The organism is Serratia sp. 4542 (assembly GCF_016805595.1).
GTDB lineage: Bacteria > Pseudomonadota > Gammaproteobacteria > Enterobacterales > Enterobacteriaceae > Serratia > Serratia nevei.
Window position 1 is genome coordinate 219,804 of sequence record NZ_RXKV01000003.1, and the last position, 19,240, is coordinate 239,043.

Below are 19,240 nucleotides of genomic sequence, written 5' to 3' on the forward strand. Positions count from 1 at the left end.
GGCCGGCGGCTTGTCGATTATACTCAGCGTTTGAACGTGAAGCAGAGTGAGGACCAAGCGATGAGTGATGATATTTTCGATTTTGATATCGATGCCGAACTGGCGAAAGCCGAAGAAAAAGCGGCGCAGAAGGTAAAAGAGGTCCCTGAGTTCCTCGAAGACGAAGCGGACTGCGAAGGTTGCAAGATCTGATCGCCTGACCCATAAAAAAAACCGCCGCGGCGGTTTTTTTTATCTCTGAGCGTCGGGCGGTATCAATCCAGCACGAATCCCCAGATGAGGAACGCCGCCACCAGAATCAGGCAAAGCGCGGACACCGTCACCAGTATTTTCCCCAGAATGTCTTTTTCTTGTTCCCGCTGCGTCACGTTGAAATTATCCAATTAAAAGTCTATGGACCAAACCGGCGATGCTGAGATCGAGCGCCGCTACGCCCAGTGCCATGATCATCATCACCGAAAGAAATCGAGTCTTGCCGTTCACATCCCTAATCCCTGTTGGCGCCGCTGTTAAATTGTTTTTATATCAACCGGATATAATTCAGCGACGCCGTACTTCATGCATCATGATAGTGATTAAGAACGTTCTTAAGGCCAGAAGTTCCCTCGTCTGGTAACGCAGCCGGTGCGGCAGCGTCAGTCGGTTACAATCCGCACGCCTATCTTGCTGACTTGATTGCCGTCCATTTCGGCGATGGTCCAGGTCAGGCCGTCCCATTCCACCTGGTCGCCGATCACCGGTTCGCCGCCAATCAGCTGAATGACGAACTGGCCAAGCGTCTGCTGCTCGTCCACGTCGTCCTGCAGATTGAGGCCATAAAGCTGCGAGATGTCGCTTAAACGGGCGTCGGATTGCAGGATAAAGTCACCGAAGAAGCGCTCGTCGAGCGTCACGGCCGGCGCCTGGCTGAACAGCTTGCCGAGGATCGGCAGGTCGTGCTCATGACCGATGACGCACAGAATATCGTTCTCCCGCAGGCGGGTACTGCCGCTAGGGTGCAGCAGCTCTTTGCCGCGGAACAGGGCGGCAATGCGGGTGTTGGGCGGCATTCTCAGCTCACGCAGCGCCGCGCCGACGCACCAGTTTTCCGCCGAAAGCTGATAAACGAACTGTTCCCACTGGTTCTCCGGGTGCACATCCAACCCAACGCGGGAGATAGGCGTCAGTGCCGGCGGCACGATCACCTTGGCTTTTTTGGCGGCAAACGACAGCGTGGTGCCTTGCAGCAGCAGGGAGACCAGCACCACGAAGAACGCCACGTTGAAGAACAGCTGGGCGTTGGGCAGGCCGGCCATCATCGGGAACACCGCCAGGATCACCGGCACCGCGCCGCGCAGGCCGACCCAGGAAATAAAGCCGCGTTCGCGCAGGGTAAAGCTGCGGAACGGCAGCAGGCCGATGAACACCGACAGCGGGCGGGCGAACAGGATCATCCACAGCGATAGCAGCAGGGCAGGGATGGCGATCGGCAGCAGCTCGTGCGGGTTGAGCAGCAGACCGAGCACCAGGAACATGCCGATCTGGCTGAGCCAGGCCAAGCCGTCGAAGGTTTGTACGATGCCGTGACGGTTGCGGATCGGCCGATTGCCCAGCAGCAGGCCGCACAGGTACACCGCCAGAATGCCGCTGCCGTCCAGCGCGGTGGTCAGCGCGAAAATAAGAATGCCGCCGCTCACCGCCAGCAGCGGATAGAGGCCGTCCGCCAGTTTGATGTGGTTGATCAGCGTCAGCAGCAGCCAGCCGCCGCCCAGACCGAAGACGATGCCCATGCCGAACTGCTGCATCAGATGCAGCGGGAAGGTCCAGCTCAGCGCGGTTTCCCCGGCGGCGATCATCGCAATCAGCGTGATGGTGAGAAACACCGCCATCGGATCGTTGCTGCCGGACTCGATCTCCAGCGTGGCGCTGACGCGCTCGTTCAGGCCTTTGCCGCCCAGCAGCGAGAAGACCGCGGCGGCGTCGGTGGAACCGATAATGGCGCCGATCAACAGCCCCTGCAGCAGATCGAGATTGAACAGCCAGGCGGCGGCCATGCCGGTCAGGCCGGCGGTGATCACCACGCCAATGGTGGCAAGAGACAGCGCCGGCCACAGGGCGACGCGGAAAGAGCTGACCCGGGTGCGCATGCCGCCGTCGAGCAGGATCACCGCCAACGCGAGGTTACTGACCAGGTAAGCGACCGGATAATTGCTGAAGACGATGCCGCCGGGGCCGTCGACGCCGGCCAACATGCCGATCGCCAGGAAGATCACCAGGATCGGAATGCCGAGCCGGGAAGAAAATGAGCTGAGCAGAATGCTTGCCCCCACCAGCACGGCACCGATGACGAACAAACTGTTAATGGTGCTGGCATCCAAAATATCGTTCTCCTGAGGCTGGGGGATAGGGGGCACTGCGCGTGTGTCGATGATAGCGTGTTTAGTGGGTAAAACGCCAAGGCTGATTGCGAAAACAACCGATCAATTATTGCCCTTTGGTGTGATTAACCGAAGAAAGTGAGGAGAAGAGAGAGAATCCTGCCTTTTATCCAACATTATCAGGCTGCTGTATTTCGGCTTTGGCAACAATGGCCGATCGTGGCTGAGGGAAAAACCATTAAGCCCGCGCAGGCAGGCTTAATGGTTTGCAGGCGCGGTAGGGTTAGTGGTCGAGCGATTCCAGCGCCCGTTTGATCAGCTCGCTGGCCAACTTGCTTTCCGTTTCGGAAATGCCGTCGAGATTGAAGTTGGAGAGTTCAGTGACCAAAATGCTGCGTTCTTTGCCGCTGATTGAGGCGTCCAGCGCGGACAGCAGCCTGCCGAGGATCTTCAGCAGGGTGGCGTTTTCCACTTCGGCTTCCTGAGCCGGGGTCTTCTTATCAGTCATTCAAAATCCTCTCTGTCGTGACGGAAGGGAGATGCAGCTAACGCCATCGAATGAATTAAACGATCGCGCAGCCCTTCGGGGGTGTTGAGCCCAATCACTACCGTAAGGCAGGGATCCGGATTTCTACTTATGCATCGCAGTTATAACGATTAGGGTATGTATTCAGCCGTATCACTTTGCCCTAACGGACGGCGCCAGGCTGAGCAATGTGTGCTTTGCATGCAAACCACCAGTATAGGCTTTTTGCACGACGGCAAGATGACAGGAAACCCCTGCAAACGATCGGGTTTGCAGGGGCGCAAGGTTATTGCGGCTTACCGGAGAACAAGAAGCGCAGCACCGGAATACGCTTGTGCAGTTCATATAAAGCGAAGGCCAGCGAGAGCACAAACAGCAGGCCCAGCAAGAATCCCAACAGGTTGTTGCCGATATAAGGCGTCACGAAAGCGCCATATATCAGGGTCAACGGGTGGTGCACCAGATATATAAACAGTGAGGCATTGACCAGATAGGTGATGCGCGGCGAGTGATAATTCAGCAGGTTATGTCCGAAAGAGAACACCACGTTGGTCATCAGGATCCCCATTAGGGTTTTGATCACCACTTCCAGCTCGAACATATAGCTGCTGTGCGCCAACAGCTTTTGATTCAGCATATATGCGATAAACAGCAGCAGCGAGCCGAGCAGCGCCAGCGGCGAGCGACGCAGAAAAATCTCCTTAAGCCACACGTACTTAAACGCATAAGCGCCGAGGATGAAGAACGGCAGGTAGAACATCGTCTCCATCACCACGAAATTGAACAGGCCGTTGGATAATAGCTGCGGCGCGACAATTAAAATAATACGGTGCGCGGCCGAATAGCATACCGCATAAATAAAGAAAAACAGTGAGATGTTTCCTAATCCACGCAGTCTGTTTATTAACGCCGGAATATGCTCACGAGTTTGACGCTTGATTTTACGGAACAGATAAAAGCAGGCACAGGTTAACAACGACAGCGTCAATAAGAACCACAGATGAGAAACCAATTCCCAAACTGTTACATTTATTTTCTGATAGAGAGAAAATTCATCCCAGCCGTTTAATTTATCGGTGAAATATTTCAGCATGAAAAACTGCGGCACCGTAATTAGCGGGATGGAGCTTAACAGCGGGATCGCCACCCGCTCCAGCCTGACCTTCAGCCACTGGTGGCGCTCGTAGCGCTCGTAAAGCATGTAGGAGAAGTAGCCGGATATCACGAAGAACACCTGCATGCGGAAAGCGTGGATGAAGTCGTTCAGCACCGTGAGCGAGAAGGAGGGGGACGCGCTGTTCACCGCCCAGGCATGGCTGGAATAAATCAGGGAGAGGTGAAACGGAATCCCAAGCAACATCAAATAGGCTCGGATCGAATCGAGGAAAAACTCGCGCTGTTTGCTGCCTTTAGTCATAGATTACCGCTGGTGATTTAATCGGGTGCTCATTAACACGCTTAATAAGTCGTCAAACGTTAAATTGTTATCCGAAACCCTACTATAGCCCCCCGCATTTTTCCATAGCGTCTTGTTGCGCGGCTTGCTACGCTGGTGTTCCATCAGCTGCTTAAACAATGAGCCGTAAACATGAACCATCCATTTATCATGTTGTCGGAAAGCTGAGTAATCCATTAATATGGATTTAAATGATTTGAGCACACGAATAGGGGGGGATGTGCTAGTTAATATATTATCCGGACAACCACGCGCCGCGAGCGTTCGTTGGTTAGGTGCTACCGTATTGTTCACGCTGTTCAGTTCGCCGGCATGGGCCTTTTCTATTGATGATGTGGCCAAGCAGGCGCAGGATCTGGCCGCGAAAGGTTTCGAAGCCCCGAAGAGCAACCTTCCTTCTCAGTTCCGCGAGATGAAGTTCGCAGACTATCAGCAGATTCAGTTCAATCACGATAAAGCCTATTGGAGCAAGCTGAAAACCCCTTTCAAGCTTGAGTTTTATCATCAGGGGATGTACTTCGACACGCCGGTGAAAATCAATGAAGTCACTTCCACCAGCGTAAAACAGATCAAGTACAGCCCGGATTACTTCAACTTCGGTTCGGTCAAACACGACCCTGAATCGGTGAAAAACCTCGGCTTTGCCGGCTTCAAGGTGATCTACCCGATCAACAGCGCCGACAAAAACGATGAGATCATGAGCCTGCTGGGCGCGAGCTATTTCCGCGTGGTGGGTAAAGGGCAGGTTTACGGGCTTTCCGCTCGCGGCCTGGCTATCGATACCGCTTTGCCATCTGGCGAAGAGTTCCCGCGTTTCCGCGAATTCTGGGTTGAGCGTCCGAAGCAGGGCGACAAACACCTGGTGATCTACGCGTTGCTGGATTCCCCGCGCGCCACCGGCGCTTACCGTTTCACGGTGATCCCGGGCCGCGACACCACCGTGGACGTCGAGTCTAAAGTGTTCCTGCGCGACAAGGTGGGCAAACTTGGCCTGGCGCCGCTGACCAGCATGTACCTGTTCGGGCCGAACCAGCCGTCGCCGACGCTGAACTATCGCCCGGCGTTGCACGACTCCAACGGTCTGTCTATCCATGCCGGCAACGGCGAGTGGATCTGGCGCCCGCTGAACAATCCTAAACACCTGTCCGTCAGCACCTATACCGTCGAGAACCCGAAAGGCTTCGGTCTGCTGCAGCGCGGCCGCAACTTCAAGGATTACGAAGATCTGGACGATCGTTACGATCTGCGCCCGAGCGCCTGGATCGAACCGAAGGGCGACTGGGGTAAAGGCAAGGTCGAACTGGTGGAGATCCCGACGGCGGATGAAACCAACGACAATATCGTGGCGTTCTGGACGCCGGATACGCTGCCGGAAGCCAAAAAGCCGCTGACGCTGAGCTACCGTCTGAACTTCACCCGCGACGAAGATAAACTGCATTCGCAAGACATCGCCTATGTGGCGCGGACCATGCGTTCGACCGGTGACGTGAAGCAGTCCAACCTGATTCGCGAGCCTGACGGCAGCGTGGCCTTCCTGGTCGACTTCGTCGGCCCGGTGCTGAAAGGGCTGGACGCCAACACCCCGGTCGCTTCTCAGATCAGCATCGGCGACAACGGTGAAATGGTAGAAAACAACGTCCGCTATAACCCAGTGACCAAAGGCTGGCGCCTGACGGTACGTCTGAAAGTAAAAGACGACAAGAAGCCGGTAGAAATGCGCGCAGCGCTGGTCAATGGCGATAAGACTCTGTCGGAAACCTGGAGCTATCAGCTACCTGCCAATGAATAAGCCTACTCAACCCGCCCAGGATTATCTTGCGGCGCTGCCTCTGACCGCCGAGCGGTCGGAGGCGCTCAACCCTCACACGGCGGATGACGCTCAGGCACTGGAGGCGCTCCATCGGCAGATGGGCGCCGCCGACGCCAACGTCAACAGCCTGTCGGCGGATGACGTGGCGTTGGCCTCGGTCAAACCGCGCATCGAAAGCGCCTGGCCGGATGCGGTCAGCGATGACGATTTCGACACCGACGCCGAAGGGCGCGCCATTCTGAAGGCGACGCCGCCGATCAAACGAACCACCATGTTCCCGGAAGCCTGGCGTACCAACCCGGTGGCGCGCTTCTGGGATTCTCTGCTGGGGCGTTCGCCGCACAATCGGCACGCCACCAAAGACGAGGCCGAGGCCGAGAACCGCTGGCGCGTTGTCGGTTCCATGCGCCGCTATGTGCTGCTGGTGCTGATGCTGGTGCAGACCGGCATCGCCACCTGGTATATGAAAACCATCTTGCCTTATCAGGGCTGGGCGCTGATCGATCCTATCGCCATGCTGGATCAGGATCTGATGCAGTCGGTGCTGCAGCTGCTGCCTTATGTGCTGCAAACCGGCATTCTGATCCTGTTCGCCGTACTGTTCTGCTGGGTCTCGGCCGGTTTCTGGACCGCGCTGATGGGCTTCCTGCAGCTGCTGATCGGTAAAGACAAATACAGTATTTCCTCCACCATCAAGGGCGATGAGCCGATCAACCCGGCACACCGCACCGCGCTGATCATGCCGATCTGTAACGAAGACGTCGAACGCGTGTTCGCCGGCCTGCGTGCGACCTATGAGTCCGTTGCCGCCACCGGTCAGCTGGAACACTTCGATATCTACGTGCTGAGCGACAGCTACGATCCGGACATCTGCGTGGCGGAGCAAAAGGCGTGGATGGAGCTGTGCCGCGATGTCGACGGCCACGGCCGCATCTTCTATCGCCGCCGCCGTCGTCGCGTAAAACGCAAGAGCGGCAACATCGACGACTTCTGCCGTCGTTGGGGCGGTGAGTACAGCTACATGGTGATCCTGGACGCCGACAGCGTGATGAGCGGCGAATGCCTCACCGGGCTGGTGCGTTTGATGGAAGCCAACCCGAACGCCGGCATCATCCAGTCCGCGCCGAAGGCGTCCGGTATGGATACCCTGTATGCGCGCGTGCAGCAGTTCGCTACCCGCGTTTACGGGCCGCTGTTTACCGCCGGCCTGCATTTCTGGCAGCTGGGCGAGTCGCACTACTGGGGCCATAACGCCATCATCCGCGTGAAGCCGTTTATCGAGCACTGTGCGCTGGCGCCGCTGCCGGGCGAGGGTTCCTTCGCCGGTTCAATCTTGTCGCACGACTTCGTTGAAGCGGCGCTGATGCGCCGCGCCGGCTGGGGCGTGTGGATCGCTTACGATCTGCCGGGCAGTTACGAAGAGCTGCCGCCAAACCTGCTGGACGAGCTGAAACGCGACCGTCGCTGGTGCCACGGCAACCTGATGAACTTCCGCCTGTTCCTGGTGAAAGGCATGCACCCGGTGCACCGCGCGGTGTTCCTGACCGGCGTCATGTCCTACCTGTCGGCGCCGCTGTGGTTCATGTTCCTGGCGCTCTCCACCGCATTGCAGGTGGTGCACACCCTGATGGAGCCGCAATACTTCCTGCAGCCGCGGCAGCTGTTCCCGGTCTGGCCGCAGTGGCGGCCCGAGCTGGCGATAGCGCTGTTCTCCACCACGCTGGTGCTGTTGTTCCTGCCGAAGCTGCTCAGCATCGTGCTGATCTGGGCCAAGGGCGCGAAAGAGTACGGCGGGGCGTTCCGTCTGTTCATTTCGATGCTGATGGAAATGCTGTTCTCGGTGCTGCTGGCGCCGGTGCGCATGCTGTTCCATACCGTGTTCGTGGTGAGCGCCTTCCTCGGTTGGGAAGTGGTGTGGAATTCGCCGCAGCGTGACGATGACGATACGCCTTGGGGCGAAGCGTTCCGCCGCCATGGCTCGCAGATGTTGCTGGGCCTGGTGTGGGCCGGCGGCATGGCGTGGCTGGATCTTCGCTTCCTGTGGTGGTTGGCGCCGATCGTGTTCTCGCTGATCCTGTCGCCGTTCGTGTCGGTGCTGTCGAGCCGCGCGACGCTGGGCATGAAGAGCAAACGCGCCAAGCTGTTCCTGATCCCGGAAGAGTACAACCCGCCGCGTGAGCTGCTGGCGACGGAAGAGTACCTGCATCTCAACCGCAACCGCGCGCTGACCAACGGCTTTATGCATGCGGTGGTCAACCCGTCCTTCAACGCGCTGGCGACGGCGTTGGCGACGGCGCGTCACCATCTGCGCGCTACCCTCGATCGCAACCGCGAGGAGCGGGTGAACGAAGCGCTGGAGCTGGGGCCGGAGAAGCTGGTGAAGGGCAAACGTCTGGAGCTGCTGAGCGATCCGGTCACGCTGGCTCGTCTGCACCAGCGCGTCTGGCTGTTACCGGAAGGCGCCGCCTGGCGCGAGCACTATCAGCAGTTGCCGCACAACCCGCTGGCACACCCAACGGGCCGACGTTAATCGCTGAACGGTAACGCTCAGACGGGGAATGCGCATGGCGCGTTCCCCGTTTTTTTTACCTTTTGCTTACGCGCGCCGGTACCGGAAGAGAAAGGGAACTGTGATAGACTGCGGCCGATGCGTTGTTCACTCGCGAAACAACCCTTTGCTCAGAGTCAATGTCGTGAAGCTCTCTTCCTACCTTCGGCTGGCCTGCGTGGCGGCCGGCGTGATGGTCTTAACCGGTTGCGGCAGCATCATCAGCCGCACCGTGCCCGGTGCGGGGCATGGCCACCAGTACTATCCCGGCGTGCAGTGGGATTTGCGCGATACGCCCTGGCGTTACGTCACGGTGATAGACGTGCCGCTGTCGATGGTGGTGGACACCTTTATGCTGCCGTTCGATGCGCAGCATGGCCCCTATGAATAAACCTGCTCAGCGGGTGGCGAACACCACCAGCTGATAGCCTTTCTGCCCACAATGGAAAGGCGCCAGCGCCGTCATGCCCAACCCTTGCACGTGAGCCGCCAACGAATGCGGATTGTCGTCGTCGATAAACAGCGCGCCCACGTCGTAGTCATGACTGGTGTGCGCTTTGACCGCGGCGTAAAGGCGCTTTAGCACGCCTTTGCCGCGCCAGGCGGCGTCGAGGCAAACCGGGCCGTAGAGAAACACCCGCTGCTCAGTCAGCGCCCGTCCGGCAAAGGACTGCGTGGCGAGTGTCGCCAGCATCGCATCCACCACCGGCGGCCGCGGTTGCACGTCGGCGGGCATCAGGCAAACGAACCCTGCCAGTTGGTTCTCCTGTTCGGCCACGAGTATGCCGATGCCGCGGTTGATCGCCGTCAGCTGCGCCTCATTCATGCGCGATACGATAAATCCCTGTCGTTTTTGGCGTTCGTCGAGTGCTTCCGGCACGTTTTCCCCCTGCAGCTGCAAAATGGCGGGGTAGTCGGTAGGGCGGGCCCGGCGGATAATCATACTGCCTCCTTGGCGATAAAAACGTGGTGCGGGTTAACGTTCATCCCATTCATCGGCTGCGGCCTGGCCTTCTTCGGTATCCAGCGGCGGTTCGAGCTGGAAGTCGCCTTCTTCCCATTCGTACAGGGTATTTTCGTCTATCCACTCGGCGGTGATCTCTACCTCGTCGTAGTCACCGTCAAAGATCGCCTGCGCCGCCGCACCACTGCGCAGCGGCAGGCATTCCACCGCTTCGCCTTCTTCTTCGAAGAACTCCGCTTGCCACATCGTGTCGCCATCCTGCATTACGTACTTTTGCAGATTGAACTGCTGCGGCACCGGCGGTTCGTCATCGCCGCCGCCTTCGGCGGTGTCGATAAACTCTTCACGTGCGGCCTCGATGGCTTCTTCCAGGGTTGCATACAGGCTCATGTTCGCCTCCGTTGACAATGAGAGTAGAGCGCCCGGCGCACTGCCGGTGCGGTGGGAGAAACGTCAAAACTAATTGTTGTCTCACTGGCGCAGGATGCAAATTTTTTTGTTGTCCGCTTTGCGACGACGGTTGTCCGCAAAGCGGGAGAAGAGGAGGCGATGGCGGGAAATAATGACGCTATCGTTCACTCAGGTGCCAGGAGATGCCCATGTTAATCGACCCTTCAAGCAAATACCGACCGTTCCCGCCGGTGACGTTACCGGATCGCCAGTGGCCTTCGCGTACCCTGCGGCAGGCGCCGCGCTGGTGCTCCAGCGATCTGCGCGACGGCAACCAGGCGCTGGCGGAGCCGATGGATAACGCGCGCAAGCGCGAATTCTATCAATTGTTGTTGCAATGCGGTTTCAAAGAGATCGAGGTGGCTTTCCCTTCGGCGTCGCAAACGGATTTCGATTTTGTGCGCACGCTGATCGACGAACAATTGATCCCGCATGACGTCACGATTCAGGTGCTGACGCAGTCGCGAGACGATCTGATCGATCGCACCTTCGAGGCGCTGCTGGGGGCACCGCGGGCTATCGTGCATCTGTACAACGCCACGGCGCCGATGTTTCGCGACATCGTGTTCCGCCAGGATAAGGCCGCAACCGTGGCGCTGGCGGTGAACGGCGCGCGGCGCATTCGCCGGCATTGCGAGGCTCAGCCCGATACCGCCTGGTGCTTCGAGTATTCGCCGGAAACCTTCTGTTTTACTGAATTAGAGTTCGCGCTGGAGATCTGCGAGGCGGTGGCGGAGGTGTGGCAACCGGGGCCGCAGCGGCCGATGATCATCAACCTGCCGGCGACGGTGGAAGTGAGTACGCCCAATGTGTATGCCGATCAGATTGAGTGGTTCTGCCGTCACTTCAGCCGTCGTGCCGATGTGGCGATCAGCGTACATCCGCATAACGATCGCGGTACCGGCGTGGCCTGCGCGGAGCTGGCGCTGCTGGCCGGTGCCGATCGGGTCGAAGGCTGCCTGTTCGGCAACGGAGAGCGTACCGGCAACGTCGATCTGGTCACGCTGGCGTTGAATCTCTATACCCAGGGCGTGGCGCCGGGCCTGGACTTCAGCCGCCTGAAACAGGTGGTGGAAGTGGTGGAGCAGTGCAATCAGCTGCCGGTGCATCCTCGCCATCCTTATGCCGGTGAGCTGGTGTTTACCGCCTTCTCCGGTTCGCATCAGGATGCGATCAAAAAAGGTTTCGCCGCGCAACGGCAGCGACAAGATGGCTGGTGGCAAGTGCCTTACCTGCCGCTCGATCCCGCCGATGTCGGCTGCAGCTATGAGGCGGTGATCCGGGTCAACAGCCAGTCCGGTAAAAGCGGGGCTGCCTGGCTATTGGAACAAAATCATGGGCTGGCGTTGCCGCGCGGTTTGCAGATTGATTTTAGCCAGGTAGTGCAGCGCGCGACCGACGGCAGCGGGAAGGAAATGAGCGGCGCACAGCTGTGGCGCTTATTCCGCGACACCTATGGGCTGGTGGAGCAGCCGTGCTTGCAACTGCTGAGCTACCAGACGCAAAGTCATGGGGTAGAGGCCTACAGCTTCAACGCGCGAGTTGCCTGCGAGGGAGAGACACTGCGTCTGCAGGGGGCCGGCAACGGTCTGCTTTCCAGCGCGGTGGATGCGCTGCGTCAGCGCTTCGGCTTGCCGCTGGCGATCGAGGATTACCACGAGCACACGCTGGGGCATCAGAGTGATAGCCGAGCGGTGGCCTATATCCGCTGTACGCTGCCGCAAGGTGAGGCGACCTACGGCGTAGGCATCGACGTTGACTCCGCCAGCGCTTCGCTGCAGGCGCTGTTCAACGTTGCCGGGCGCTATCTGTCGTCGGCGCGGTCCGGCTGAAATAGTCGCTGGGCGCGACCCCCAATAACCGGCGGAACATGGCGCTGAACGCGCTGGGGCTGTCATAGCCAAGATCCAGCGCCACTTCCAACACCGAGCGGCCGGTCGCCAGCGCGTTCAACGCCGCCAGCAAACGGGCGCGCCGCACCCAATCGCTAAAATGCAGCCCGGTTTCTCGCTGGAAGCGCCGCGACAGGGTGCGTCCGCTGACGCTGAGATGAGCGGCCGCCTGTTCCAGCGTCCAGGGCTGTGCCAGCGTGGTCTGAATATGGCGGCACAGGGCAAGCAGTGAGGCCTCACGCGGTTCGGGCAGGTGCAACGGCAGGATCGGCAGCATTCTCAACTCATCCAGGATCAATTCCATCACGCGCTCATCGCGCCCGCCGCTTGGGTAGCCGGGCGCAATCTCCATCGCACAGATAATCAACTCGCGCAGCAGCGGCGAAACCTGCACCACCTGGCATTGGGCCGGCAGATCGGCGCGCGCCAATGGATCGACGAACAGCGTCCTGGCTGCCACCTGGCCGGTGATGCGCAGGCTGTGCACCATTTTCGCCGGTACCCAGACGCCGCGGCCGGGTGGCACCACCCAACTGCCGAGCCGGGTCGTGACCTGCACTACGCCGCTCAGGCTGTGAATCAGCTGCGCGCAGTTATGGTAGTGATCCGGCTCGCTGTCGCCGTGGCGATAATCCTTAGCCAACGGCCGGACGGGCTGATCGACCGGCAGAACGTCATGAAACAGCAGCATCGTTAGCGGCCTCCGCGCGGCAAAAAGGGGGATGACAGCATGCCATGCGGCGCGGTTCCACACCAGCCTGTGGCACGCGGCAGATAAATAGTTTATAAAATAATATTATATAATTTTATAGATTGATTGGAGGGGTGATGGATATCGACGCGATGCGCAAGGCGGCGGCGCAGGCCGGCGCGATGCTGCGCACCTTGGGCAACGAAGATCGGCTGCTGCTGCTGTGTCGACTCAGTCAGGGCGAGATGGCAGTGAACGAGCTAGCGCAGGCGCTGGCTATCCGCCAGCCGACGTTATCCCAACAGCTTGGCGTGCTGCGGGAGGAAGGGCTGGTCTCCACCCGGCGAGCCGGCAAGCAGATTTACTATGCGGTGGCCGATGCCAAAGCGCTGGCGCTGCTAACGACCCTGTATCAACTGTATTGCCCACAGCCGGAGAACCGCGATGACCATTGACTGGCAACACTTCACGCCTTATTCCGCGCTGGCGGGCGGGGCCATTATCGGCGGTGCGGTAGCGCTGCTGCTGCTGTTCAACGGCCGCATCGCCGGCATTAGCGGCATTACCGGCGGCTTATTGAGCGCGGGCGGCCGGGAGCGGGGCTGGCGCGCCGCATTTCTTGGCGGGTTGCTGATTTCTCCCTGGCTGTATGCTGCTGCGGCGGCTTTGCCTCCTGGTGAGATTGCGGCCGGCAGCGGCTGGCTGGCGATCGCGGGGCTGTTGGTGGGGGTGGGTACCCGGTTGGGCAGCGGCTGCACCAGCGGGCACGGCGTGTGCGGCGTCGCGCGGTTGGCACCGCGATCGTTGGCCGCCACGGCGGTGTTTATGCTGCTGGGCTTTACGACCGTGTGGCTGATGCGCCATCTGCTGGGAGGGTGAAGATGCTTAAGTCTCTGTTGGCGCTGCTGAGCGGCGTGATTTTCGGCCTGGGGTTAATTATCGCCGGCATGGCCAATCCCGCTAAAGTACTGGCTTTTCTCGATATTACCGGCCAGTGGGATCCTTCGCTGGCGTTGGTGATGGTTGGGGCGATTGCGGTGGCGGCGCCGGCCTTTATGTGGGCGCGCCGACGCCAGCGGAGCCTGTTGGGGGAACCGCTGCAGATCCCGGCCGCCGGGCGTGTGGATCGCCGTTTGCTGGTGGGCAGCGCGCTGTTCGGCATCGGTTGGGGCATGGCGGGCATTTGCCCTGGCCCGGCCTGGGTGTTGGCGGGGGCGGAAATACAACGGGTATGGCCGTTCCTGCTGGCGATGCTGGCGGGCATGGCGCTGTATGAGATTATCATGAGGTGGAGGCGTTCATGTCGATAGCCAAGGCGGTGCTGCGCATTGCGCGCCCGACCGATCGGTTGCAAGAGATTGCCACGCTGTATTGCCGCGGGTTGGGGTTTGAAAGGCTAGGCGAGTTTGTCGATCATCAGGGCTTTGACGGCATTATGATCGGGCATCCGCAGCATGCCTACCATCTGGAGTTCACGCAGCATCGCGGGGTGCGGGTCGGGCAGGCGCCGACGCAGGATCATCTGCTGGTGTTTTACCTGCCGGATGAGAACGAATGGCGAGCCGGGTGTGAGCGGATGCGGGCGGCGGGATTCTTGGCGGTCGTCGCCTATAACCCCTATTGGGATAGGGCGGGGCAAACCTTTGAAGATCCTGACGGCTACCGGGTGGTCCTGCAACATCAGGCCTGGCAAGCATAAAAAAACCGGCGCCTCGAGCGCCGGTTTGCGAGATAAAAACGGGTTATCCGTCAGGCGCTTGTCGCCGGTTTTTGCGCGCTCTTGGACTGGGTATTTTCCAGCATGCGGCGAATCGGCACGATCAGTACGATCAGCACGGCGGCGCAGATCAGCAGCGCGACGGAGCAGCGAGCGAACAGATCCGGCAACATATCCAGCTGGTCGGCCTTGACGTGGCCGCCGATCAGGCCGGCAGCCAGGTTGCCCAGCGCGCTGGCGCAGAACCACAGCCCCATCATTTGCCCGCGCATTCTCTCCGGTGCCAGCAGCGTCATGGTGGCCAGCCCGATTGGGCTCAGGCACAGTTCACCCAGCGTTAGCATCAGGATACTGCCCACCAGCCACATCGGCGATACGCCAGCGCCGCCGTTGCTCAGCACGTTCTGCGCGGCCAGCATCATCAGGCCGAAGCCGCCGGCGGCGCACAGGATACCGATCACGAACTTGGTGATGCTGCTCGGGCGCACGTTATTGCGCGCCAGCGCAGGCCAGGCCCAGCTGAACACCGGCGCCAGCAGGATGATGAACAGGGCGTTGATCGACTGGAACCACACCGCCGGGATCTCGAAGCCGCCGACCATGCGATTGGTGTAATCGTTGGCGAACAGGTTGAACGAGGTTGGCTTCTGTTCAAACGCCGACCAGAAGAACGCGGCGGAGATCAGCAGGATGAAGCACACCAGCAGGCGTGCACGCTCTTTGCGGCTCAGGCCGGCAAAGGCGAACAGGTAGATGAAATACAGGGTGACCGACGCGGCGATGACGTACACCAGCACGCTGGCTACCTCAACCGGGTTGATGACGATGGTGCCCTGAGCGATCAGTACGATGACCGCAGCCAGGACTACCGCCAATGCCAGCAGCCAGGCGCCGACGCCTTTTTTCTTCGCGACCGGGCTGTTCCAGGTGGAATCCAGGCCCACTTCGCGGTCATAGCGTTTCATCGCCGGTACGGCGAACACCCGGAAGATCACCAGCGCCACCAGCATCCCGATACCGCCGATGCCGAAGCCCCAGTGCCAGCCGTGTGACTTGATCAGCCAGCCGGAGATCAACGGGGCGATGAACGAGCCGATGTTGATGCCCATATAGAACAGCGAGAAACCGCCGTCACGGCGCGCATCGCCTTTCTTGTACAGCGTGCCGACCATCACCGAGATACAGGTTTTGAACAGGCCGGAACCGAGCACGATGAACATCAGGCCGATGAAGAACAGGTTGGTGCCCATCACCGCGGACAGGGCGATCGACAGGTGGCCGAGGGCGATCAGGATCGAACCGTACCAGACGGCCTTGCGCTGGCCGAGCCAGTTGTCCGCCAGCCAGCCGCCCGGCAGCGCCGCCAGGTACATGCTGCCGGCGAAAATGCCGACGATAGCGGAAGCATTCTCACGTGCCAGACCCAGGCCGCCGTCGTACACGGTGGCGGCCATAAACAGGATCAGCAGCGGACGGATGCCGTAGAACGAGAAGCGCTCCCACATTTCGGTGAAGAACAGAGAACCCAGCGGATAGGGATGGCCGAAGAAGGTCCGGCTTTCTGACTTATTGACAGAGGATTGCATAACGATTTCCCAATAAAAAGGCGCTGCATGGCTGCAGCCCGTACTGTGGTTGTATGTGTATTTAATGAAGGCGATCCGCCCAATGCGGATTACCCGACAAAACCGCGGCTGCAACGCTGATAAACCGTGGAAAGCGTGCTGACCTTTTTTCACTTGGCCGATGGTTCACATCTGGCGTGATATTATTTAACCATTTGATAACTGGTCGTTGGTTTTGTCTAGTACCTGTATCCCATTTTTTAGACGAAAAGTCGACAAGCATCTCCTTTTCTGGTTTTTCTGTTGGTTGTGGCGGGAATATGATTGACAGCGGGTTTTATGCGCTGAAAGTTAATTAATTGTTGATAAACAAGATGTTGAGGTAAGAATGTTCCGAGTGGGCCGAAAATTCGCAGGCCCGAAGGAAGCATTATTAAAAGTAGGGGAAACGCGGCGTTGATCCGGCCAATGGCGGAAATTGGCGATAAATGCAGCTATTGTTCTTCCTGCAGCGTGTCTTCCCGCATGTAGCCCGGCCGCCGCCGCAGACACCACCAGGAATAACCGGCGTTGAACAGCACGACTAAAGCGGTGACGCCGAAGACCGCGCGAAAACCGTAGCCGGCGGAGACCGCGGCGCCAAGCAATGGGCCGCTGACGTTGCCGACGTCACGGAACGACTGGTTATAGCTGAAAATGCGGCCGGCCACCTGATTGGTGCAGTTGTAAATCAGCAGCGTCTGTACCGCCGGCAGCAGCGCGCCGTCGGCCGCCCCCAGCAGAAAGCGCAGCACCCCGAGCTGCCACGGCGTTTGCACGAAGGCCATCGGGATCAGCAACAGCACCGAGACGATCAGCATACATATCAGAATGCGCTCCGGGCCGATGCGATCGCCCAGCTTGCCCAGACGTGGGGCGCTCATCAATGCCGCGACGCCGGGCACCGAGGCGATTAGCCCGCTGATAAACGCCAGATTATGGGTGGCGCCGGCCAGATCGCGCACATACAGCGTCAGGATCGGCGCAATCGAGCCGGTGGCGATCTGGATAATCATGGTAGTCACGAACAGGCTGAGCACCAGTTTCGGGTTTTTGAGCGAGGCAAACACCTGCCGTGCGTGCAACATGTCGCGTTTTTGTTCCGGGGTGAACTGCTCTTTGACATACAGCAGCGTCAGCACGAAGCAGACGAACAGCACCGTGGCGGTGATGTAAAACACCGGGCGCAGACCATAGAGGTCGGCCAACAGGCCGCCGATCAGCGGGCCGATCAGCGCACCGCCTACGCCACCGGTAGATAGGGTGCCGAGCGCCCAGCCGCTGCGGTTGCGTGGCACCTGGGTGGCGATCAGCGCGTTGGCGTTGGGTATGAACCCGCCAAGCAGCCCTAGCACCGCTCGCAGCGCGAGAAATTGCCAGATCGTTTGCGCCATGCCCATCAGCATCATGACGATCGCCATGCCCAATGCGGAGCGCAGCAGCATCAGTTTACGGCCGCGTCGGTCGGCCAGGGCACCCCAAAATGGCGCGGCGATAGCGGAAAACAGAAAGGTGATGCTGAACAGCAGACCGGACCACATATTGAGCGCCTGATGGCCGGTTACGCCCAGCGTCTCTACGTATAGCGGCAGAAACGGCATTACCAGGCTGAAGGCGGCGCCGGTGAGAAAACACCCTACCCAGGCGACGAAAAGGTTGCGTTTCCAGTTAACGGGTTCTGCTGCCGAAGCCATAAATATCCACTGCCGAAAGGTGACGCGTTTTGCCGGCGGCAAGATGAAGGGGCAAAACGTGAAAGTTAGCTTGGTAAGTATGCGCCGCCAGCGCGGCGACGGCAAACGAGGGGACAAAGATTGGGCAAAAAATGAAATAAAGTTTTAAAAAAGACGTTTAAACCTTATTCCGCGCTTAGCGCGCGGAATTTACAGCGTTTTATAGTCCGGCCAGCGCCTCGAAACCGGCGGCGGTGGTGGTGGCGCTAAAGTCGGTGACCTCGTAGTGAGCCACGGCGTTGAAGGGATCTTCGGCCAGGATGGCGTCCAGCCGCGCACGCTTAATGCCCTTGGCCAGGATCACGCCGCCGGTGCGGGGATTTTTGCGGCCGGAGGCGACGAAGGTGCCGTCCTGAAAATATTTCTTAAGCCAGGCGATGTGCCCGTCAAGGTGGCTGTCGACTTCGGCGATCGGGCGATGGTAGGTCAGGCTGACAATGTACATAGCGGCTCCAGGTTGGCGAAAGGCTTTACCATCCCACCCTCGCCGTCGATTCTCAAGAGGCGCGCAATAAAAAACCCGCCGGTGGCGGGTTTACTTTATCAGTAGAGCGAAGGCTCGCCTTCCGGGCGGGTCTTGAAGCGACGATGCAGCCACATATATTGGTCAGGCGCCATCAGGATCTCTTTTTCCACCACTTTATTCATAAAGGCGGCGGCCTCGATTTCGTTATCCAGCGGGAAGTTTTCCACCGCCGGTTGCATGATCAGCTCATACCCTTTGCCGTCCGGCAGGCGGCGCGGGGTGAACGGAATGATCGCCGGTTTGCCCATCCGTACCAGCACGTAGCTGCCGGTGGTGGTAGCGGCTTTGTCGACCGCGAACAGCGGCACGAAAACGCTGCTGCGCGGGCCGTAGTCGTGATCCGGCGCATACCAGATGATATCGCCCTGTTTCAGGGCGCGAATCATGCCTTTGACGTCCTTGCGATCCAGCATCGACTTGTTGGAGCGCATACGTCCCCAGGTTTGCAGCCAGTCCATCAGCTTGTTGTCGTGCGGGCGGTAAACGCCGATGCCCGGATTGTGAATGCCGAAGATGCGCGCGCCCAGCTCCAGCGTCAGAAAGTGCAGGCCAATCAGCAGCACGCCCTGATGGTTGTCGCGCGCTTTTTGGATGTGCTCCAGGCCGCTGACCTTGAACCAGCGCTCAATGCGCCAGTTAGGCCAAAACCACGCCATGCCGGTTTCAAACAGCCCCATGCCGACCGATTCGAAATTCTTTACCACCAGCGCATCGCGTTCGGCCTGCGGCATGTCGGGAAAACAGAGCTCGAGGTTGCGTTGGGCGATAGCGACGCGGCGCTTGAGAAAGCGCATGGCAAACCGCCCGATCGAGGTGCCGAGCCAGTAGATGACGGGGTAAGGCAGCAACACCAGCAGATACAGCAAGCCGATGCCGACCCAGGTCAGCCAATAGCGTGGGTGCAATAAGGAGCGATTGAAAGTAGGAACTTGAGTCATGGGTTCTCTGTTTGAATACGGTTGTTTA

20 protein-coding genes are annotated in these 19,240 nt (G+C 59.3%); 9 read left to right on the forward strand and 11 right to left on the reverse strand.

The features are described 5' to 3' along the window. Positions 1 to 60: 60 nt before the first annotated feature. Positions 61 to 192, forward strand: a complete 132-nt coding sequence (locus EKL15_RS24750) for a hypothetical protein (protein WP_015377413.1) — start codon at positions 61 to 63, stop codon at positions 190 to 192. A gap of 62 nt (positions 193 to 254) precedes the next feature. Here EKL15_RS24750 and EKL15_RS24755 read toward each other — a convergent pair whose 3' ends face one another. The 4 genes from EKL15_RS24755 to mdoC all read right to left on the reverse strand — a co-directional run bounded on the left by EKL15_RS24755 (position 255) and on the right by mdoC (position 4,300). Beyond that, entirely contained in the window at positions 255 to 383 is a 129-nt protein-coding gene (locus EKL15_RS24755; RefSeq protein WP_019455877.1) for a hypothetical protein, read from the reverse strand. Between the two features lie 252 nt (positions 384 to 635). After that, the gene (locus EKL15_RS03445) at positions 636 to 2,357 is read right to left on the reverse strand and encodes a potassium/proton antiporter (RefSeq protein WP_060440222.1); all 1,722 of its coding nucleotides are present in this window, start codon (positions 2,355 to 2,357) and stop codon (positions 636 to 638) included. Between the two features lie 283 nt (positions 2,358 to 2,640). Further along, entirely contained in the window at positions 2,641 to 2,865 is a 225-nt protein-coding gene (locus EKL15_RS03450; protein ID WP_060440221.1) for a hypothetical protein, read from the reverse strand. Between the two features lie 304 nt (positions 2,866 to 3,169). Further along, positions 3,170 to 4,300, reverse strand: a complete 1,131-nt coding sequence (gene mdoC / locus EKL15_RS03455) for a glucans biosynthesis protein MdoC (protein ID WP_203088780.1) — start codon at positions 4,298 to 4,300, stop codon at positions 3,170 to 3,172. Between the two features lie 259 nt (positions 4,301 to 4,559). On the opposite strand from mdoC, the gene EKL15_RS03460 reads away from it, so the two are divergent. From EKL15_RS03460 to EKL15_RS03470, 3 genes are all read left to right on the forward strand, one after another. Then, positions 4,560 to 6,128, forward strand: a complete 1,569-nt coding sequence (locus tag EKL15_RS03460; RefSeq protein ID WP_170310507.1) for a glucan biosynthesis protein G — start codon at positions 4,560 to 4,562, stop codon at positions 6,126 to 6,128. Beyond that, positions 6,121 to 8,679 (forward strand): glucans biosynthesis glucosyltransferase MdoH, encoded by a 2,559-nt coding sequence (gene mdoH / locus EKL15_RS03465; protein WP_203088782.1) that lies wholly within the window; start codon positions 6,121 to 6,123, stop codon positions 8,677 to 8,679. Before EKL15_RS03460 ends, mdoH begins: the two co-directional genes overlap by 8 nt. A gap of 211 nt (positions 8,680 to 8,890) precedes the next feature. Continuing rightward, on the forward strand, positions 8,891 to 9,088 hold the full coding sequence (locus EKL15_RS03470) for a YceK/YidQ family lipoprotein (RefSeq protein WP_046688460.1): 198 nt from the start codon (positions 8,891 to 8,893) through the stop codon (positions 9,086 to 9,088). A gap of 6 nt (positions 9,089 to 9,094) precedes the next feature. Here EKL15_RS03470 and EKL15_RS03475 read toward each other — a convergent pair whose 3' ends face one another. Both EKL15_RS03475 and EKL15_RS03480 read right to left on the reverse strand, forming a co-directional pair. Next, a complete protein-coding gene (locus tag EKL15_RS03475; RefSeq protein WP_194572873.1) occupies positions 9,095 to 9,640 on the reverse strand; it encodes a GNAT family N-acetyltransferase in 546 nt (181 codons plus the stop codon). Between the two features lie 33 nt (positions 9,641 to 9,673). Next, positions 9,674 to 10,051 (reverse strand): MysB family protein, encoded by a 378-nt coding sequence (locus tag EKL15_RS03480; protein ID WP_033638020.1) that lies wholly within the window; start codon positions 10,049 to 10,051, stop codon positions 9,674 to 9,676. A 209-nt stretch (positions 10,052 to 10,260) separates the two neighbouring features. Here EKL15_RS03480 and leuA point away from each other — a divergent pair, with 209 nt between their 5' ends. After that, positions 10,261 to 11,943: a 2-isopropylmalate synthase gene (leuA, locus tag EKL15_RS03485; protein WP_194572874.1), complete on the forward strand. Its 1,683-nt coding sequence runs from the start codon at positions 10,261 to 10,263 to the stop codon at positions 11,941 to 11,943. On the opposite strand, the gene EKL15_RS03490 is transcribed toward leuA, so the two are convergent. Further along, positions 11,900 to 12,694, reverse strand: coding sequence for a helix-turn-helix transcriptional regulator (locus tag EKL15_RS03490; RefSeq protein ID WP_126178817.1), 795 nt, complete (start codon positions 12,692 to 12,694; stop codon positions 11,900 to 11,902). The two genes, leuA and EKL15_RS03490, sit on opposite strands and share 44 nt — an antisense overlap. Positions 12,695 to 12,831: 137 nt before the next feature. Between EKL15_RS03490 and EKL15_RS03495 the strand changes: the two genes are divergently transcribed. From EKL15_RS03495 to EKL15_RS03510, 4 genes are read left to right on the forward strand one after another with little or no spacing between them, the layout of a single operon-like run. Continuing rightward, a complete protein-coding gene (locus EKL15_RS03495; RefSeq protein WP_194572875.1) occupies positions 12,832 to 13,149 on the forward strand; it encodes a helix-turn-helix transcriptional regulator in 318 nt (105 codons plus the stop codon). Then, positions 13,139 to 13,573, forward strand: coding sequence for a YeeE/YedE family protein (locus EKL15_RS03500; protein ID WP_060440216.1), 435 nt, complete (start codon positions 13,139 to 13,141; stop codon positions 13,571 to 13,573). The genes EKL15_RS03495 and EKL15_RS03500 overlap by 11 nt, the downstream gene beginning before the upstream one ends. A 2-nt stretch (positions 13,574 to 13,575) precedes the next feature. After that, positions 13,576 to 14,004 carry a YeeE/YedE family protein gene (locus EKL15_RS03505; protein WP_084826413.1) on the forward strand — a complete coding sequence of 143 codons (429 nt, stop codon included), beginning with the start codon at positions 13,576 to 13,578 and terminating at the stop codon, positions 14,002 to 14,004. Next, positions 13,995 to 14,393, forward strand: a complete 399-nt coding sequence (locus tag EKL15_RS03510) for a VOC family protein (RefSeq protein ID WP_038875445.1) — start codon at positions 13,995 to 13,997, stop codon at positions 14,391 to 14,393. The genes EKL15_RS03505 and EKL15_RS03510 overlap by 10 nt, the downstream gene beginning before the upstream one ends. A 50-nt stretch (positions 14,394 to 14,443) precedes the next feature. Here the strand turns inward: EKL15_RS03510 and EKL15_RS03515 are convergent, their stop codons facing one another. The 4 genes from EKL15_RS03515 to EKL15_RS03530 form a co-directional block, all read right to left on the reverse strand. Further along, positions 14,444 to 15,997 (reverse strand): peptide MFS transporter, encoded by a 1,554-nt coding sequence (locus EKL15_RS03515; RefSeq protein WP_203088784.1) that lies wholly within the window; start codon positions 15,995 to 15,997, stop codon positions 14,444 to 14,446. Positions 15,998 to 16,470: 473 nt separating this feature from the next. Continuing rightward, on the reverse strand, positions 16,471 to 17,709 hold the full coding sequence (mdtG, locus tag EKL15_RS03520) for a multidrug efflux MFS transporter MdtG (RefSeq protein ID WP_203088786.1): 1,239 nt from the start codon (positions 17,707 to 17,709) through the stop codon (positions 16,471 to 16,473). A 199-nt stretch (positions 17,710 to 17,908) separates the two neighbouring features. Continuing rightward, complete coding sequence (locus tag EKL15_RS03525) at positions 17,909 to 18,193, reverse strand: YciI family protein (RefSeq protein ID WP_194572879.1); 285 nt, start codon at positions 18,191 to 18,193, stop codon at positions 17,909 to 17,911. 98 nt (positions 18,194 to 18,291) lie between these two features. After that, positions 18,292 to 19,212: a Kdo(2)-lipid IV(A) acyltransferase gene (locus EKL15_RS03530; protein WP_038875457.1), complete on the reverse strand. Its 921-nt coding sequence runs from the start codon at positions 19,210 to 19,212 to the stop codon at positions 18,292 to 18,294. Positions 19,213 to 19,240: the final 28 nt, after the last annotated feature.